The sequence below is a fragment of the Variovorax sp. EL159 genome (assembly GCF_900100965.1).
In the GTDB taxonomy this organism is placed as follows: Bacteria; Pseudomonadota; Gammaproteobacteria; order Burkholderiales; family Burkholderiaceae_C; genus Variovorax.
Genome location: NZ_FMUJ01000004.1, coordinates 713,086 through 729,683, shown reverse-complemented (window position 1 = coordinate 729,683; position 16,598 = coordinate 713,086). Strand labels below are relative to the sequence as shown.

At 69.2% G+C, this 16,598-nt stretch carries 15 protein-coding genes; 9 read left to right on the top strand and 6 right to left on the bottom strand.

Going from position 1 to position 16,598, the window contains the following annotated elements; all coding sequences use genetic code 11:
* Window positions 1–1,122, top strand: coding sequence for a glycosyltransferase family protein (locus BLQ28_RS20590; protein ID WP_093243210.1), 1,122 nt, complete (start codon window positions 1–3; stop codon window positions 1,120–1,122).
* On the opposite strand, the gene BLQ28_RS20585 is transcribed toward BLQ28_RS20590, so the two are convergent.
* The 4 genes from BLQ28_RS20585 to htpG form a co-directional block, all read right to left on the bottom strand.
* Complete coding sequence (locus tag BLQ28_RS20585; RefSeq protein ID WP_093243208.1) at window positions 1,112–2,797, bottom strand: hypothetical protein; 1,686 nt, start codon at window positions 2,795–2,797, stop codon at window positions 1,112–1,114. The two genes, BLQ28_RS20590 and BLQ28_RS20585, sit on opposite strands and share 11 nt — an antisense overlap.
* Before the next feature lie 180 nt (window positions 2,798–2,977).
* Window positions 2,978–3,964, bottom strand: a complete 987-nt coding sequence (locus tag BLQ28_RS20580) for a Bug family tripartite tricarboxylate transporter substrate binding protein (RefSeq protein WP_093243206.1) — start codon at window positions 3,962–3,964, stop codon at window positions 2,978–2,980.
* 74 nt (window positions 3,965–4,038) lie between these two features.
* Window positions 4,039–4,713: a hypothetical protein gene (locus BLQ28_RS20575; RefSeq protein WP_256327384.1), complete on the bottom strand. Its 675-nt coding sequence runs from the start codon at window positions 4,711–4,713 to the stop codon at window positions 4,039–4,041.
* A complete protein-coding gene (htpG, locus tag BLQ28_RS20570; protein WP_093243202.1) occupies window positions 4,713–6,749 on the bottom strand; it encodes a molecular chaperone HtpG in 2,037 nt (678 codons plus the stop codon). The genes BLQ28_RS20575 and htpG overlap by 1 nt, the downstream gene beginning before the upstream one ends.
* Before the next feature lie 431 nt (window positions 6,750–7,180).
* Between htpG and BLQ28_RS20565 the strand changes: the two genes are divergently transcribed.
* The 7 genes from BLQ28_RS20565 (at window position 7,181) to BLQ28_RS20535 (ending at window position 13,163) form a co-directional block, all read left to right on the top strand.
* Window positions 7,181–9,304, top strand: coding sequence for a transthyretin-like family protein (locus BLQ28_RS20565; protein WP_143012529.1), 2,124 nt, complete (start codon window positions 7,181–7,183; stop codon window positions 9,302–9,304).
* A gap of 40 nt (window positions 9,305–9,344) precedes the next feature.
* Window positions 9,345–9,956 carry a hypothetical protein gene (locus BLQ28_RS20560; protein WP_143012528.1) on the top strand — a complete coding sequence of 204 codons (612 nt, stop codon included), beginning with the start codon at window positions 9,345–9,347 and terminating at the stop codon, window positions 9,954–9,956.
* A complete protein-coding gene (locus BLQ28_RS20555) occupies window positions 9,949–10,542 on the top strand; it encodes a hypothetical protein (protein ID WP_093243196.1) in 594 nt (197 codons plus the stop codon). The genes BLQ28_RS20560 and BLQ28_RS20555 overlap by 8 nt, the downstream gene beginning before the upstream one ends.
* 2 nt (window positions 10,543–10,544) lie before the next feature.
* Window positions 10,545–11,069, top strand: a complete 525-nt coding sequence (locus BLQ28_RS20550; RefSeq protein WP_256327383.1) for a hypothetical protein — start codon at window positions 10,545–10,547, stop codon at window positions 11,067–11,069.
* Window positions 11,066–11,896, top strand: a complete 831-nt coding sequence (locus BLQ28_RS20545; protein WP_093243194.1) for a fimbrial biogenesis chaperone — start codon at window positions 11,066–11,068, stop codon at window positions 11,894–11,896. The genes BLQ28_RS20550 and BLQ28_RS20545 overlap by 4 nt, the downstream gene beginning before the upstream one ends.
* Window positions 11,896–12,552, top strand: a complete 657-nt coding sequence (locus BLQ28_RS20540; protein WP_093243192.1) for a hypothetical protein — start codon at window positions 11,896–11,898, stop codon at window positions 12,550–12,552. The genes BLQ28_RS20545 and BLQ28_RS20540 overlap by 1 nt, the downstream gene beginning before the upstream one ends.
* A gap of 77 nt (window positions 12,553–12,629) precedes the next feature.
* A complete protein-coding gene (locus BLQ28_RS20535; RefSeq protein ID WP_093243190.1) occupies window positions 12,630–13,163 on the top strand; it encodes a DUF3761 domain-containing protein in 534 nt (177 codons plus the stop codon).
* Between the two features lie 121 nt (window positions 13,164–13,284).
* Here the strand turns inward: BLQ28_RS20535 and BLQ28_RS20530 are convergent, their stop codons facing one another.
* Both BLQ28_RS20530 and BLQ28_RS20525 read right to left on the bottom strand, forming a co-directional pair.
* A complete protein-coding gene (locus BLQ28_RS20530) occupies window positions 13,285–14,331 on the bottom strand; it encodes an ABC transporter substrate-binding protein (protein WP_093243188.1) in 1,047 nt (348 codons plus the stop codon).
* Window positions 14,332–14,400: 69 nt separating this feature from the next.
* Window positions 14,401–15,315, bottom strand: a complete 915-nt coding sequence (locus BLQ28_RS20525) for a LysR family transcriptional regulator (RefSeq protein WP_093243185.1) — start codon at window positions 15,313–15,315, stop codon at window positions 14,401–14,403.
* Between the two features lie 99 nt (window positions 15,316–15,414).
* Between BLQ28_RS20525 and BLQ28_RS20520 the strand changes: the two genes are divergently transcribed.
* A complete protein-coding gene (locus tag BLQ28_RS20520; RefSeq protein WP_093243182.1) occupies window positions 15,415–16,425 on the top strand; it encodes a zinc-dependent alcohol dehydrogenase family protein in 1,011 nt (336 codons plus the stop codon).
* Window positions 16,426–16,598 lie beyond the last annotated feature (173 nt).

Here is a 16,598-nt window from a genome sequence, read left to right as displayed (position 1 = left end):
ATGCCGCCGCGCATCGTCTACCTCGCGACCGCGGACGCGCGCGGCCACCTGATGCGCGCGCAGCTGCTCACGCACGCGCTGCGGGCTGCGGGCGTGCAGGTCCAGGTGCTCACCACCTCGGACGAAGGCGCGCGCTTCCTGGCCGGCTTCGGCATCGACGCGCCGGTGCTCTCGCGCCACTACGCGGTGCAGTTCGACCGCGAGCAGAACATGCTTCGCCGCGAGACCGACCGCAACGTCGCCCACTACATGTTCCGCCCCGAGCGCATGCTGCGCGACATCGTGCGGCTGCGCCGCTGGTTCCGCGACGCGGACCTCGTGGTCAACGACTCCTTTCATCCCGCGCTGCTGTTCATGGGTTGGATGCCGGGGTGGCGACGCAAGGTGGTGCATGTGTACGGCGCCAGCCTGCGGCATGCACTGCAGACCAATTTCAGCGGCCGTATGCCGGGCTTCATCGCGAAGGTGTTCGGCGGCATCGTGGCCTGGCAGATCGACCGCAGCCGGGCGCGCATCGAGCACGACTTCGCCTACGACGCGCCACGGCATGACGGGCACGGCGGCCATCGGCTCGCCACGCCGGTCGCGGTGGTGGCCAGCCATGGCACGCAAGAAGACGGCGCGGCGCGACGGGCCGCCGTGTACCTCAACCCGCACTTCGAGGAACCCGCGCTGGCCGATGGACTGGAACAAGGACTGGCCGCCGCGGGCCTGCCGGCGCACTTGGTCGGCGAGGGCTATGCCCACCGGCCGCATTGGCATGCGCGCGACGAGCACTGGATCGAGACGGCTGCACGCAGCGCCTTCATCGTCTCGGCGCCGGGCATGGCCGCGCTGTCGATCGCGGCGGTCTACCGCAAGCCCATCCTGCTGCTGCTGACCGACCAGCCGGAGCAGGCGATCAATGCGGGGCGCGCAACGCAGTTGGGCCTGGCGCACCGCGTGGTGGTGTGGCGCGGCGACGCGCCAAAGTTTGCGCGGGCGGTGACGGCGGCGGCTGGCGAATTGCTTGCCTTGCCGGAGAGCGCGACGGATGCTGCGGAAGGCAGGCAGGGTGCCATCGACAGGCTGCAGCCTTGGGTCACGCTGCTGTCGACGCTGGCCACGCCAGCTACCCGCTGATCACCCCACGCGCCGAATCGACCAGCGCACGAAACACCCGCGCGATGGCGCGCACCGGCGACATCTCCAGCCACGGCTTCGATGCCGTGGCCTTCGGCGGCGCCGAGATCACGCCCCGGCCCATGCGCAGCGACACCTGCAGCCTGCGGATCGCGAAGCTCGGCCGGGCCGCCACCAGCCGGCGCGGGCCTCCTGTGGCCGTGGAGGCGTCCGCCACCGCGAACTGCAGCACCAGGCATTTGCGGCCCGCGCTGGGCTGCACCTCGAAGACGAGGGTGCGCCGCCGCGCGCCCGTGGTGCGCTGCCCTGGCAGCACCACGCCGTCGAACATCGCGTGGACGCTGGTGGTCTTGGCGCTGCTGCGAAAGTCGATGCGGACTTCGAGGCGGTGCGGCTGCTGGTGCGACGACGACGGCGCCAGCGTCGGCAGCGGAATCACGAGGCAGGCCAGCTCGCCCAGGCTGCGCACGCCTTCGTCGTGAAAACCGTGCCACCCGTGGCTGAGCCAACCGAGCGCGGGGCTGCCGGGGTGGAACATGTAGGGGCGGCCGAGCTGTAGCTCGGACACTTCACCGAGCCCCAGGCTCTGGTCGTCGAAGCCCCAGCGCGCGCCGAATGCACGCTCGATGGCGGCGGCGGGCCAGGCGGCGGCGCCAGCAGGCACCGCGATGCGGCTTTCCGCATCGCCGCCCATGCAGGCATCGGCCACGAAATCCATCGCGCCCAGTTCGGCGCCGATGGCGATCCAGTCCGAGCAGGCGGCCGGCAATTGTCCGGCCGCGTTGCGGTCGGCCTCGATCAGCGCGTGCGCGGGCTTGCGGAAGTAGCGCGCCTCGGTCAGCACGCTCGACGACAGGCTGGCGACGAAGTGCACGTTCGACGCCGACAGCAGCGCGTAGGTGTTCTCGTGGGTCCACGCCACGTTGGGAATGGCGCGCGCGATCGGCGCGAGGTCGTGCAGCGCGGGCTCGTAGGGGTGCGGCTTGATGACCAGCAGGTCGACGCCCTGCGCCAGCTCGCGCAGCGGCGCGACGACGCTGGCCGGGTGCATGGTGCGCCCGCCGCTGACCAGCGACAGGTCCACCAGGCTCTGGCCGAAGAACAGGCCCGCGCGCAGGCGCGGATCGAACAGCGAGGAAGCACCGCGCCGCGCGAAGTAGCCCTTGAGCACGGCCGCGTGGTTCCAGAACAGCTCTTCGTCCACGCGGCGGGCCCGCAGCGCGGCCTCGATGACGGGGTCGTTGGTGCGGGCGCAGAAGTGCAGGTGTTCGGTAAAGCGACGCGGATCGATCTCGATGTCGAGGTAGCTCGCGCCGCTGCGGTGGATGCAGTGCTGCAGCGCCGGCGTGAGCCCCCAGCCGATCACGAGGCAGCCCGGATCGAACACCGGCATGCCGTCGCGTCCGGCCAGCGGCAGCAGGTCGGCCACGCAGGCACGCGCCCAGCCGGCGGCCGTGCAGGGCAGTTCAAGCCGGTCCATGAGGCGCGCGACATCGATGCGGCCGCCTTCCGACAGCGGCGCCACTTCGCGCATCGGCAGGCCCAGCCGGCCCAGCGCGGAGTCGAAGAAACCTCGGAGAAATCGCCGGTTTGCGACGTGGTAATGAAGCCCGTTGGCGGGCGAGCGGAAGAAGTCGTCCGCAAAAATAACGTGATTGAACCGGCGAGTTGTCATCGGTTTCGGGGGGAGTGGCGTGCCCTTTGCAAACCGTCCCGCCGACCTTTCCTGAGCGATGTGCCAATCTAGGCAGCGACTCTTAGCAAAGAATGAGGAAGGCGTGGAGGCCAAGCAAAGTTCGTGCAAAGGCGTTGTAAAGCGCCGCGATACACAGGCGCCACAGGGGCCCGCGGGCCCTCAGTCGAGCGACAGATTCAGCTCGCGGATCAGCGGGTGCCAGCGGGCCGACTCGCCCTCCAGCAGCGCCGCGAACTGGGCGGGCGCGTCGCCCACGGGCTCGACGCCGAACTCGGCCAGCTTGCGCCGCACGACCGGGTTGTGGATGGCGCTGGCCACCGACTCCTGCAGCTGCGCCACCACCTCGGGCGGCGTGCCGGCCGGCACCACCAGGCCCATGAGCGCGGCGGCCTCGACCTGCGGCATGCCCAGCTCGGCGAAGGTCGGCACACCGGGCAGCTGCGCCAGGCGCGCCGGATGGGCCACCGCGAGCGCACGCAGCTTGCCGCTCTGGATGAAGCGGCGGGCCGCGGCCAGGTCGCACATCATCACCGGCAGCTGGCCACCCGCCACGTCGGCCAGCGCGGGCGCGGCGCCCCGGTAGGGCACGTGCACCATCTCCAGCCGGGCCTGGCGCTCGAGCAGTTCCATCGCCAGGTGCTGCGGGCTGCCGGTGCCGGCCGAGGCAAAGCTGACCTTGCCGGGGAAGGCGCGCGCGTCTTCGATGAAGGCCCGCGCGTCCTTGACGCCGCTGGACGGCCCGACCAGCAGCACCATCGGCAACCGACCCAGCAAGGTGACGGGCGCGAAATCGCGCGAGGGGTTGTAGCTGAGGTTGCGGTACAGCGCGGGGTTGAAGACCAGCGTGCCGTTGTCGGCCGACAGCAGCGTGTAGCCATCGGCCGGAGCGCGCGCGACCTCGATGGCGCCGATGGCGGTGTTGCCGCCGGCGCGGTTCTCGATGATCACTTGCTGCCCCGCGTCGATGGCCAGCTGGGTGCCGATGGTGCGCGCGACGATGTCGGCGCCGGCGCCAGCCGGGTACGGCACGATCCAGCGGATGGGCTTGGCGGGGTAGGCGCCCTGCGACTTCACTGCGCGGGGCAGCACCGTGGCCGCAAGGGCGGCCAGGGCAAGAAGGTGCAGCAGCAGCGGTCGGCGCGTCATGGTCGACTGTCTCCGAAGGAGATACCAGCCGCCATGTTAGGCCGGGTCGCGGGTTCGCGTGAAAGGCGCGCCGGTCAGGGCGCGACGGGGTTGCCGGGCGTGCCGAGGGCGCCGGCTTCGCGGACCGGGGCCGAGGCGGCGGCCACGGCCGGGGTGTGGTTCACCGCAGGCGCGACGGGCTCCGGCGGCGGGCGCGTGATCTTGACGAGCGGTGCCCGGGCCTGGGCCACGGTGCGTGTCGCCGGGGCGGCAGCGGCCGGCGCCTGGGTCGCGGGTGCGGCAATGGGCGTGAACGGATCGGCGGGCGTCGAATAGCGCACGGGCGCCGGCACCACCGGCGTTGCAGCCAGAGGCGGTGCCGAGCCCGCGGGCGCCACAGGCGCTGCGGGCGCCGTGGATGCCACCGCACCGGTTGCGGCACCACCACCGGCAAGCGCTGCAGGCGCGGCCTTCGGGTCATAGAGCACGGTGCCCTTGCTGACCCCTGCAGCCACCGGCCCCACGCCGACACCCACGCCGGCCGAGCCCGACACCTGCCCGCCGTTGTTCACGGCCACGCCCGCGCCGAGCGGGCCGAAGCCGGTGTTCAGGCCCATCGAAAAACTGCCGTCCTTCGTGGCGCCCAGGCCCAGCGAGAGCCCGGGAACCAGCGGAATGCCGATCTGGTAGTGGGAGCAGCCGCTCATCAGGAGCAGCAGCAGCGCCGCCGGAATGGCGGCCGTCGCTGCGCGGATGCGCGGCCGCGCCATCACACCAGCAGCGCGTTGACGCGCTTCACGTAGGCGGCCGGGTCGGCCGGCAGCCCGCCTTCGGCGAGCAGCGCCTGATCGAACAGGATGTTCGCGAGGTCGTCGAAGTGCGCCGAGCCGTCGAGCTTCTTCACCAGCGGATGGTCGGCGTTGACTTCGAGCACCGGCTTCAGGTCGGGCGCGGGCTGGCCGGCCTGCTTGAGCATGCGCGCGAGCTGCGTGCTCATGCCGCCGTCCTGCACCACGAGGCAGGCGGGCGAATCGACCAGGCGCGTGGTCACGCGCACGTCGCCGGCCTTGTCCTTGAGCGCTTCCTTGAGCTTCTCGAGCATCGGCTTGAACGACTCGGCAGCCTCTTCGGCGGCCTTCTTCTCGGCCTCGTCCTGCAGCTTGCCCAGGTCGACCGCGCCCTTGGCCACGCTTTGCAGCGGCGTGCCGTCGAACTCGGTGAGGTAGTTGAGCGCCCACTCGTCGACGCGGTCGGTCATCAGCAGAACCTCGATGCCCTTCTTCTTGAAGACTTCGAGCTGCGGGCTGTTCTTGGCGGCGGCCAGCGTGTCGGCGGTGATGTAGTAGATCGCGTCCTGGCCGTCCTTCATGCGCGCCTTGTAGTCGGCGAAGCTCACGGTCACGCCGTCGGTGGTGGACGAGGCAAAGCGCAGCAGCTTGGCGATGCGGTCGCGGTTGCCCATGTCCTCGCCCAGGCCCTCTTTCAGCACCGCGCCGAACTCGGCGTAGAACTTCGCGTACTTGCCCGATTCATCGGCGGCCGCGGCGGCGGTTTCGGCGGCGGTGGGCGCGTTCTTGTCGACCACATCGGTCACCGCTTCGGTCGGCTCGGGTGCCGGCACCGATTCGCCCGAACCCACGTCGGTCTTGCCTTCGGCGCTCTCGGGCGCGGTCTTCTGCTTCTTGGCCAGGTCTTCGAGCATGGAGAGCACGCGCTTGGTGCTGCCCTCGCGGATGGCCTTCACGTCGCGGCTTTCCTGCAGCAGCTCGCGGCTCACGTTCAGCGGCAGGTCGGCCGAGTCGATCACGCCCTTCACGAAGCGCAGGTAGCTGGGCAGCAGGGCTTCGGCGTCGTCCATGATGAAGACGCGCTTGACGTACAGCTTGACGCCCGCGCTCTTGTCGCGGTTCCACAAATCGAACGGCGCCTTGGCCGGGATGTAGAGCAGCTGCGTGTACTCGGTGCTGCCTTCCACGCGGTTGTGGCTCCAGGCGAGCGGCGCTTCGTAGTCGTGGCTGATGCTCTTGTAGAACTCTTCGTACTGCTCGGGCGTGATGTCCTTCTTGGGACGGCTCCACAGGGCGTTGGCCTTGTTGACGGTTTCCCACTCGCCGGTCTTCACCATGTCGCCGGGCTGGTCGTTCTCGCCTTCCTTCCACTCTTCCTTTTCCATGAGGATCGGGAGCGAGATGTGGTCGGAGTACTTGCCGACGATCTGCTTGAGCTTCCAGGCGTTGAGGTATTCGTCGGCATCGTCGCGCAGGTGCAGCGTGATGCTGGTGCCGCGCTCGGCACGCGTGATGTCGGCCACCTCGAAGTCGCCGGCGCCGCCGCTCACCCAGCGCACGCCCTGGTCGGCCGGCAGGCCGGCACGGCGCGATTCGACGGTGATCTTGTCGGCCACGATGAAGCCCGAGTAGAAGCCCACGCCGAACTGGCCGATGAGCTGTGCGTCGGCCTTCTGGTCGCCGCTCAGCTTGCTCATGAAGTCCTTGGTACCGCTCTTGGCGATGGTGCCGAGGTTGTCGATGGCTTCCTGGCGCGACAGGCCGATGCCCTTGTCGGTGATGGTGATGGTGCGGGCGGCCTTGTCGAAGGTCAGACGCACGTCGAGCTCGGGCTGGTCTTCGTACAGCGCGGGGTGGTCGAGCGCCTCGAAGCGCAGCTTGTCGCACGCGTCGGACGCGTTCGAGATCAGCTCGCGCAGGAAGATTTCCTTGTTCGAATAAAGCGCATGCGTGACGAGGTGCAGCAGCTGCGCGACTTCAGCCTGGAAAGGGAGTTTGGTATTGGAAGAATCAGCCATGGAAGAAGAGATATCGGATCGAAAAAATTCTAAGCCGGCCGCGATGGTCGCGGGACGGCACCGTGCCAACTTTCTCAGGTAGGGCCTTTGTCCGGCGAAACAACGGCACAAGGCAAGGCAAGGCAAGGCGGGAAGGAAATACGCGCCCCGAGAGGTTATCCACAGCCCCGGCGAGCCCGCTCCGTCCGCTGTAACACAAAAAGTAACCGTCGTTAACATTTATCAAATATCCTCGTCTCCGCAACCGAACAGGGCAGCAATGCTCAGGGAACCAGGGATGTCGTTTGATGATTCGAGTGACGCTGCCGACCGCGGTCGACCCCGCCAGAGCCATCTGGCGCCCGGCAGGTGCTCGGGCGTGGTTCTTCGGGTGCATCGCCGTCCTGTGCTGGCCTGCGCCGGCATTCACCCAGTCTCCCGCCGGGGCCACCGTGGCTGAGGCCCGCATCGAATCGATGGACCGCGCCCAGGCGGAGCAGGCCAGGCTGAAGGCGCTCATCGAATCCGCCCCCAAGGCTTACGAAGACCGCTTCATGGACACGGGGACCGATCCGGCCGCCGCCGACGATGCCGCACCGGAGGCCGAGCAGCCGCAGGGCTTTCGTTCCTGGCTGGTGGAAAGCCGCATCGGCTTCGGCGACGCGACCAGCACCGGCTACGCCCGCCAGCGCGCGACCGAGATCGGCCAGCGCTTCGAGTACCGCCGCGAAACGCTCAACTACGGCGAATTCGTGCTGCAGGCCGACGGCCGCCACCTGGGCGGCGACGGCATCCTGAACGGCAACAGCATCGGTTCGCTAGGTTACGCGCGCGAGCCGACCAGCGGCCGCTTCACGCTGCGCAACCTCGGCTTTCCGCTCACCACCCAGACCTTTGCCGACAGCGCGGTGGGCGACATCTACAGCGAGCTGACCGACGGCCTGAGCCGCAACTACCGCCTGTCGCTGGGCTCGTCCACGGTGCGCGGCGCATCGACGCGGATCTTCAACACCGACACCGACCTGCGCGCGGGCTTCGGCCAGCGCGGCAACCTCGCGGGCGGCCCCTACCCCGGCTTCGAGAAGAGCCAGGGCACGCTCGGCTGGCTGGGCCTCACGCAACGCCTGGGCGACCCGTGGTTTGCCTCGGTGCAGGTGGACCAGGCACGCGACATCCCGGCGTACTACTACGACCCGCTCACGGCACAGGGCTACGGCCGCAAGGACGTCACGAGCTGGGCCACCTCGCTGGGCTACGGCCGCGAGGTGGTGAACGACGGCGACTTCAAGGCCCGCGCCACGCTGGTGGGCAGCCGCGCCAGCTCGCAGACGCCGGGCGTGGCCACGGGCAGCTCGCAGGGGTTGTTCGTGGAGGCCAGCGCGCGCACCGGCGCCTACCGGCACGAGTTCGGCGTGTACACGGCACGGCCGAACCTGTACTTCGGCGACTACGCACTCACGACCGGCACGCGTGGCGCGTACTGGCGCATCGACCGCAGCGCGAGCCGCATGAACTGGGGCGCGTCGGTCGACGTCGAACGCGCCGCGCCCAACGACAGCTTCAACCTGTTCGGCTACCGCCGCGGCAGCGCGAGCGGCAACTTCCAGTACCTGCTCGATCGCCACACCTCGTTCGGCGGCAGCCTGAGCGTGACGCAGACGCGCTACGACAACGCAACGAACAGCCCGTCGACCCCACAAGGCCAGGGCAGCGGCACGCACAGCCTGTATGGCAACGCCTTCTATCAGACGCGCTTCTTCGACTGGCCGCGCAGCCGCTTCAGCCTTTCGGTGCGGCGCAACGAAGCCATCGTGCTGGGCGGCGGAACGGCGACGGGGCAGGAACTGCAGTGGGAGCAGGACTGGATCAGCGGCCGCTACGAAACCATGCGCCCCGAGCTGACCACCACCCTCGGCTACGCCCGTGACCAGAGCAGCGGCACGGTGCAGCACTACCCCACCGCCGGCGTGCAGTTCCGCTTCTGGCTGGCCAGCGGCTTCAGCGTGCTGGGCAACCTGCGCTACACCTCGCAGCACGGCGGCCTGTACACGAGCCGCGGGCTGTCGGGCACGCTCAGCGCCGAGAAGGAACTGGCACCGGGCTGGCGCGCGGGCATCGCCGCCAACCTGAACCAGGCCCGCGCCACCACGCTGCCGACCTCGCTGAACACCCCGCAGCTCTTTCGCTCGAACGACAAGACGGTCTACATCTACCTGCGCTGGGAGGGCAGCGCGGGCTCGCCCTACCAGGCGGCCGGCGTTCGCGGCAACGGTGCCGGCGGCGGCAGCGTGGCCGGCCGCGTGTTCCTCGACGCCAACAACGACGGCGAGCCGCAGATCGGCGAAGGCGGCGCCGCCAACGTCGAAGTGCTGCTCGACGGCCGCTACCGCACCACGACCGACCGTGACGGCCGTTTCGAATTTCCGCTGGTGACGACCGGTCGCCACCAGCTCACCCTCACACCCGAGACCGTGCCGCTGCCCTGGGGCCCGGCGCGCGATGCGGGCGTGAGCGTCGAGGTTCCGCTGCGTGGCCAGGCCTTCACCGTGATCCCCGTGATCAAGGTGGGGCAGTGACCACTTTTTTTGTCCACCGCCCCAAGCAAAGGAAATCGAGATGAGACTCCCCCCGCGACTGCTCACCGTGGCTGCCGCCGCAGCCCTGGCCCTGGCCTGCGGCGTTGCGCTGGCCGAGAGCCAGTATGGCTACACCACCACCCCAGCCACCCAGGTGACCGCGCAGGGCCACCTGAACCTGAGCGTGACGGTGCCCAAGCTGATCCTGCTGCGCGTCGGAACCCAGACCGGCACCGGCGACACGCTGAGCTGGACCGCGCCGCTGACGTGGGCCACGGCGCCCGCGATCACCGCCGCCAACAACCAGGCCGCCAACTGGGACGGCACCGCGCCGTCGCTGGGCACGGTGACCAACCCGGCGGCGGTGCCCGTATCCGCCTGGACCAACAGCTCGGGCGGCGGATCGTTGAGCTACACGGCCGTGGCCTTCGCGGCGGGCGGACCGACGCTTGGCAACATCACGGTCGCGTCCGGCGCGGGCCTGACCCACCCGACCCCCGCGACTTTGGCAACCGCCAGCACGGGGTCGACCGGCTTTGCCACCACCACGCTCGTCACCGGCACCTGGACCTTCTCGCTGACCGGCTCGGCCGTCACCTGGACGCCCGGCACCTACACGACGGTCATCACCTATACCGCGACCAGTGTCTGAAGCGCTGCGCGCCGTGGCGGCGGTCGCGCTCCTCGCCGGCATCGCGCCGCATGCGGAGGCGGTCTTCACCTATGCGGCCACCAGCCAGCCTTACGGCATCACGCTGCAGGTGGGCTCCGCCGTGGCCACCGACGAGGTGGTCTTCAACGCGAGCGGCCCCAACGCGGGCCTGACGATGGCCCCGGTCGCGGGCTCACAGTCGGTCACCATCAGCATCAGCCCGGCCCGACCGGCCATGGTGTTCGCGGAGACCCGGCCGGTCACGCTCACCGCCAACGTGCCGGCCGGGCTGGTGTGCACCACGGCGACCTCCTGCGGCACCACCGTCATTCCCTTCAGCACGATCAGTTGGGTCTCGACCGATGCGACCTCGCCCAACGAGGGCGACATCCAGAACGGCACCTTCGCACCCGGCAACGCGACCCAGCCGCTCGCCAGCTTCAACGCGGCGACGACGACGCTTCTGGTGTTCAACGGCAACACCCGCTTCATGTCCAACACCCTGACGTTCCAGTACAGCAACGCCACGGTGTATCCGGCGGGCAGCTACAGCGGCACGGTGAGGTTCACGGCCACCATGCTGTGACGATGAAGCACGCCACCGCCCTTCGCGCGCACCGGCTGGTGGCAGCCGGCGTATTCGCGTGGCTCGCGGGCGTGCCGGGCATCGCCAGCGCGCTGGTCGAACGGCTCGACGACTCCAGCTCGCCGAGTTCGCAGGTGCGCGCGTCACTGGACGACGGCTCGCCGATCACGGCGCCGAGCGCCTCGTACTCGCCCATCGTGCGGGTCGCGTTCGGGCGCGTGCACTACCGGCTGGCCACCGCGCGCTACGTGGGCCGCCAGGCCCGCATCTACTACGTGTTGCCGATGGGCATTCCGGGCCTGCGCTCGCCGGCCGGCCTGCAGGTGAGCTGGCGCACCAACGGCCTGTTCGCCAGCGGCAGCGGCCGTCCGGGCGACCGGGTGCCGGTGTGGAGCGGCACGGTGCGCGATGCGTGGATCACCGAATCGCTCGACCTCACCTGGCAACTGGACACGCGCGAGCTGCGGCTGACACGCGGCATGCCCCTCGGCTTCGAGGCCTACTTCGAGATAGAGACACTGCCATGAGACTGCATTTCCTGACCTTCGCACGCCGCCTGCTGGCCGTTGCCCTCGCAACGACCTGCGCGGCCTCCACGGCATGGGCCGCCCCCTTCGAGGTCGCGATCATGCCTTCGCGCTTCGAGCTGTCGGCCAAGAGCGGCGTGCGCCTGGGCCAGTCGCTCGACATCCACAACGTGGGCAACACCGTCACCGAGGTGTCGGTGCGCACGCTCGACTGGAGCTATTCGGCCGAGGGGGAAATCGCCTACCTCGATCCGCTGCAGCCCGGCAGTTGCCGGCCGTGGGTGACGCTGGAACGCAAGACGGTCAAGGTGCCCGCGCGCGGCAAGGCCGGCTTCCGCTTCCAGATCGACCCACCGGCCAATGCGCCGCGCGGCGAGTGCCGCTTCATGCTGGCGATCGAGGGCGTGGAGCCGGCCTACCAGGCCGCCATTGCGCAAGGCGGCGCCAGCCTGAGCCTTCCTGTCAGCGGGCGCATCGCCGTGGCGGTGTACGTGCTGCTGAACGGCGCCGAGCCAAAGCTCGCATTGAGCCAGGTCGGCATGCGGGAAGTGCGCGGCCAGCGCACGCCCTACGTGACGGTCAGCAACACCGGCGACGCGCACGGCCGGCTCGAAGGCAGCCTCGACGCCACCGATGCAGCAGGCAAGACCTTCGAGATGGTGCCCGAGGGCACGCCCGTCATGCCGGGGCAGACGCGCCTGATTTCGCTGCTGCCCAAGGGCGAAGCGGGCGGCAAGGCCGCCGCACCACCGGCCTACCCCCTGAAGGCCAGCGGCACGCTCGACTGGGAGAAGGGCGGCTTCAAGGTGAACGCGGAGTTCCGCTGATGCACGCGGGCCGGCGGCCGCACCTGCAGGCCCCGTGCATGCGCGCCGGGGGCCTCCTCGCGGCGCTGCTCCTGCCCTGCGCGGCACTGGCCGGCACGACCACCACCGCCGGCCTGGGCAACCCCGCGGCCGTCGATCTCAAGTTCACGGTCAACATCGACAAGTTCGTGTTCTTCCGGCTGGGCGATGGCGCCTGGCCCACGCTGAGCGGCACGGTCAACAGCGCGGCCTTCGTCCTCACGCCGTCGATCCCGGGCGGGCCCACCACGCCGGCCGTTGCCAACAACACGGCCGCCAACTGGAACGGCGGTGCGCCCACCTTCTCGGTCGCACCGTCCGCCGGCGTGACGCTGGCGGTCGAGGTGCGCAGCAATGGCGGACCGGTCAGCCTGCGCGCCGCCGCGACCTCGCCGTTGACCAACGGGACCGCCACGATTCCGATGTCCGAGATCACCATCACGTCGAGCAACAGCCTGCTGCCCGCGCCCGCGATCCCTGCCAGCGGCACCGGCAGCACCGTGACCGTCGCCACCACGGATGCCACCAATTTCGTGACCCAGAGCAGCGCGAACTGGACTTTCTTCTATGCCAACTCCGCGAACCGCCCCGCCGGCAACTACCAGGGCGTAGTGACTTTTACCGCCAGCTCACCCTGAATCTCCAGCAAGTCAGCTTCCGCTGGGATTGCCCCCCAAAGCTGCGCAGCTGCCCTTCAACACCTCAGGAGCTTTGCATGAACAAGAACCCCAGGAAGATGCTGTGGATCGCCGCCTGCCTCGGGCTGGCCTCCTTTGCCGCCCAGGCGCAGGTACCCGCCGATGCGCCAGCCGGCACCACCGTGCAATGCAAGGACGGCAGCTATGCCTCGCCCGACACCAAGTCCGGCGCCTGCCGTGGCCACAAGGGCATCAAGACCTGGTTCGGCAAGGCCGCCGATGCGAAGGCAGCACCGGCAGCAGCCGCTGCTGCTGCTGCACCCGCTGCCGCCGCCGCACCCGCCGTGGAAACCCAGTCGGCCAGCGTCGACAAGACCGGCGTGGCCCCGAGCACCGGCACGGCGACCAGGACGCCCGGCTCGCCCGACCTCACGAAGATGGCCGCGGCACCCGGCGGCGGCCCCGGCATGGTGTGGGCCAACGACACGACCAAGGTCTACCACTGCATGGGCGACCGTTACTACGGCAAGACCAAGAAGGGCGAGTACATGAGCGAAGCCGATGCCAAGGCCAAGGGCATGCACGCCTCGCACAACAAGGCCTGCTCATAAGCTCGCCCCCAGGCTGCGCGCACTTCGTGTCGCGCGCGCCTTCCCCCTGCCGGGGGCAACACCTGCGGCCCGGCAAAGCCGGTTCCGCGGTGTTTCACGAAATGGGCCTGACTGGCGTCGGCTACTTCGGCTGCGACTCGACCTCGCGGGTCCAGCGGTCGATCAGGCGCTTGCGCTCGGCCGCCTTGCCGTACTTCTCGAAGTCGTACTTGATGAGCTTCACGTCGGCCATCGACGCGATGCGCGCATCGGGCTTGAAGGTCTTGTTGGCCGGCGTCTGGAGGCTGCCCACCTTTGCGCCGATGGACTGCCCGGCAGGGCTCATGAGCCAGTCGTAGTAGCGCTTCGCGTTCTCCTTGTTGCGCGCGCCCTTCACCAGCGCGATGCCGCCCACTTCGTAGCTCGTGCCTTCGCACGGCGCAGCCGTCTTCACCGGAAATTTGTCGAAGCGCCAGCGCTCGAAGCCGAAGATGAAGCTCACGCCGATCGCCACCTCGCCCTTGGCCACGTTGGGCGCCTGCGCCTGGCCGCTGCGGGTGTAGCTGGTGACGTTGCGGTGCAGCTTCTTCAGGTAGTCGAAGGCCGCGTCCTCGCCCATCTGCTGCACGAGACCCGCGATGACGGTGTAGGCCGTGCCGCTGGAAGCCGGGTGCGAGATCTCGATCTCGCCCTTGTATTCGGGCTTGACGAGGTCGGCCCAGCACTTGGGTTCGTGCAGCTTCTTTTTCTTGAGCAGGTCGGTGTTGAAGCCGAAGCCGATCGCGCTGGTGTAGAAGCCGCCCACCATGTTCTGCGACAGCGCGTACTGCCGTACCGACCATTCGTGCAGGTCGTTGATGTAGGCCGGCCGGTAGGCATCGAGCAGGCCCTGCTCGGCGGCCTGCAGGAACGGGTCGCCGGTGCCGCCCCACCAGATATCGGTCTTCGGGTTGGCCGCTTCGGCACGCAGCTGCGCCCCGATCTCGCCGGTGCCCTTGTGGGCCTGCAGCACCTTGATGCCGGTCTCGCGCGTGAAGGCCGTGGCGGCCGCCTCACACCAGCCCGCGTCGGTGCTGCACAGCGCATTCACCGTGCCTTGCGCGGCCGCGTGCGGCGAAGAAAGAAGCATCGCGGTGCCCATCAGGCATGCGGCGATGGTTGCGAAAGGGCGAAGCGTGAAGGGGCGCATGCGTTTGTCTCCTGCGAATGGCTCGTTTGTTGTTGAAGGCAAGCCGCAGGATAGCGGCTGCCTCGCCGTTCAAGGCGCGACCTGCAGCAGCGGCGGCAGGTGCTCGGCCAGCCAGTCGATCACCACGCGCGTCTTGAAGGGCAGGTAGCGGCTGCGCGCGCGGATCACGTTCAGCTCGAAGCCGAAGGGCCTGGGCTCCTCGAACACGCGCACCAGCGTGCCGGCCGCGAGCGCATCGGCCGCCAGCCACGACGGCAGCCGCGCGAGCCCCAGGCCGCCGATGGCCGCTTCGAGCAGCACTTCGGCGCTGTCGCATCGCAGCCGCGAGGGCAGCGTCACTTCGACCGGCCGGCCCTGGGCATCGTGAAAGCGCCATGCAGAGACCTGGCCGTCGCGGGCATAGAGCACCGCTTCGTGCGCACCCTCCAGATCGCCGATGCCCCTGGGATGGCCACGCTGCGCCAGATACGCCGGCGCGGCGCACAGCGCCATCCACTGCACGCCGACCGGCCGCGCGACCAGGTCCATGCTGTCGGCCAGCTCGCCACTGCGGATCGCCAGATCGAGCCCCTCTTCGACCAGGTCCACGCGTCGGTCGTTGAACGCGAGTTCGAGCGACAACTGCGGATGTTGCCGCGCCAGTGCCAGCAGCAACGGGCCGACCTTGAGCCGGCCGAGCATCGCCGGCATGCTGATCCGCACGACGCCGGTCGCGGTGCTGCGCGCCACGTCGGTCAGCGCCTGTGCGGCATCGAGTTCGTCCAGCACGCGTCGGCAGCGCTCGTAGTAGCCGTGGCCTTCCTCGGTGAGGCTCTGGCTGCGCGTGGTGCGCAGGAACAGCCGCGTGTTCAGCCGCGCCTCGAGCCGCGCGATGCTCTTGGCGACCGCCGAGCGGGTGACATGCAGGCGCTGCGCCGCCAGCGCAAAGCTGCCAGCCTCGACCGCCGCGACGAACTCTTCGATGCCTTGGAGACGTTGTCCCATTGGATACTTTCAAGCACCAGTAAAGAGAAAATTATCCACCACCGGATACCTCGTATCCTCAATAGCATGGCGGCTCCCTGTCATTCGTGGAGCCTTCCAATGCAAGAACCCGACACCCTGCGCCGCTGGCAACTGCCCCGGCTGGGCCGCACCCACCTCGAACAAGCCGAAGCGCCGATGCCCACGCCGGGCGCGGGCCAGATCCTGGTGAAGGTCGGTGCGGTTGCACTCAACTACCGCGACCTGCTGATGATTCGCGACGGCATGGGCATGCCGCTCGGCCTGCCCTTCACGCCCGGCTCCGACATGGCCGGCACCGTGGTGGCCGCCGGCCCCGGCGTGACCCGCTTCGCCGCGGGCGACCGCGTGGTCAACACCTTCTGGGGCGGCTGGATCGACAGCCACTGGCACGCCGACACCACGCTGCTGGGCGGCCCCGGCCCGGGCACGCTGGCGTCGCATGTGCTGATCGACGCGGCATGGGCCGTGGCCGCGCCCAGCACGCTGAGCCTTTCGGAAGCGAGCACGCTGCCGTGCGCGGGCCTGACCGCATGGTTCGCACTGGCCGAGACCGGCGGATTGCGCGCCGGCGAGACCGTGCTGATCCACGGCACCGGCGGTGTCGCGCTGTTCGGGCTGCAGCTCGCGCGGCTGCATGGCGCGCAAGCCATCGTGGTGACGGGCAGCGATGACAAGCGCGCGCAGACGCTCGCACTCGGGGCCTCGCACGCGCTGCTGCGCGACAGCGACTGGCCGGCCGAAGTGCGGCGCCTCACGGGCGGTCGTGGTGCCGACCATGTGCTCGAACTGTCGAGCGGCCCCAATCTCGACCGCTCATTGCAGGCCACGAAGCAAGGCGGCCGCGTGTCGATCATCGGCATGCTCGGCGGCGACACGCTGAGCGCGTCGTTCTACGCCATGGTGCTCGGCCGCGTGACGGTGCAGGGCATCGGCGTCGGCCATCGGCGCGCGCTCGAAGACCTGGTGCGCGCCATCGACGTCAACGCGCTCAAGCCGGTGATCGCTGCGCAGTACGGTTTCGACGCATTGCCTGCGGCGCTCGATCACCTGGAACGCGGCGCCTTCGGAAAGATCGTCATCACGCTTTGAGGTATTGAGGCCTTCCGTTCACATGCAACGCAGTTGCGGCACCGCACAAAAGCTGCGTTGTTCGTGAACAGGTTCCGTTCATCGCAACGACATGCTCGACTCTCTCCATTTCTCGTTTCAGAATCCGCCCGCGCCTGGCTTCGGCCGCGTGCGTTTTCTCAACTTCAGGATGG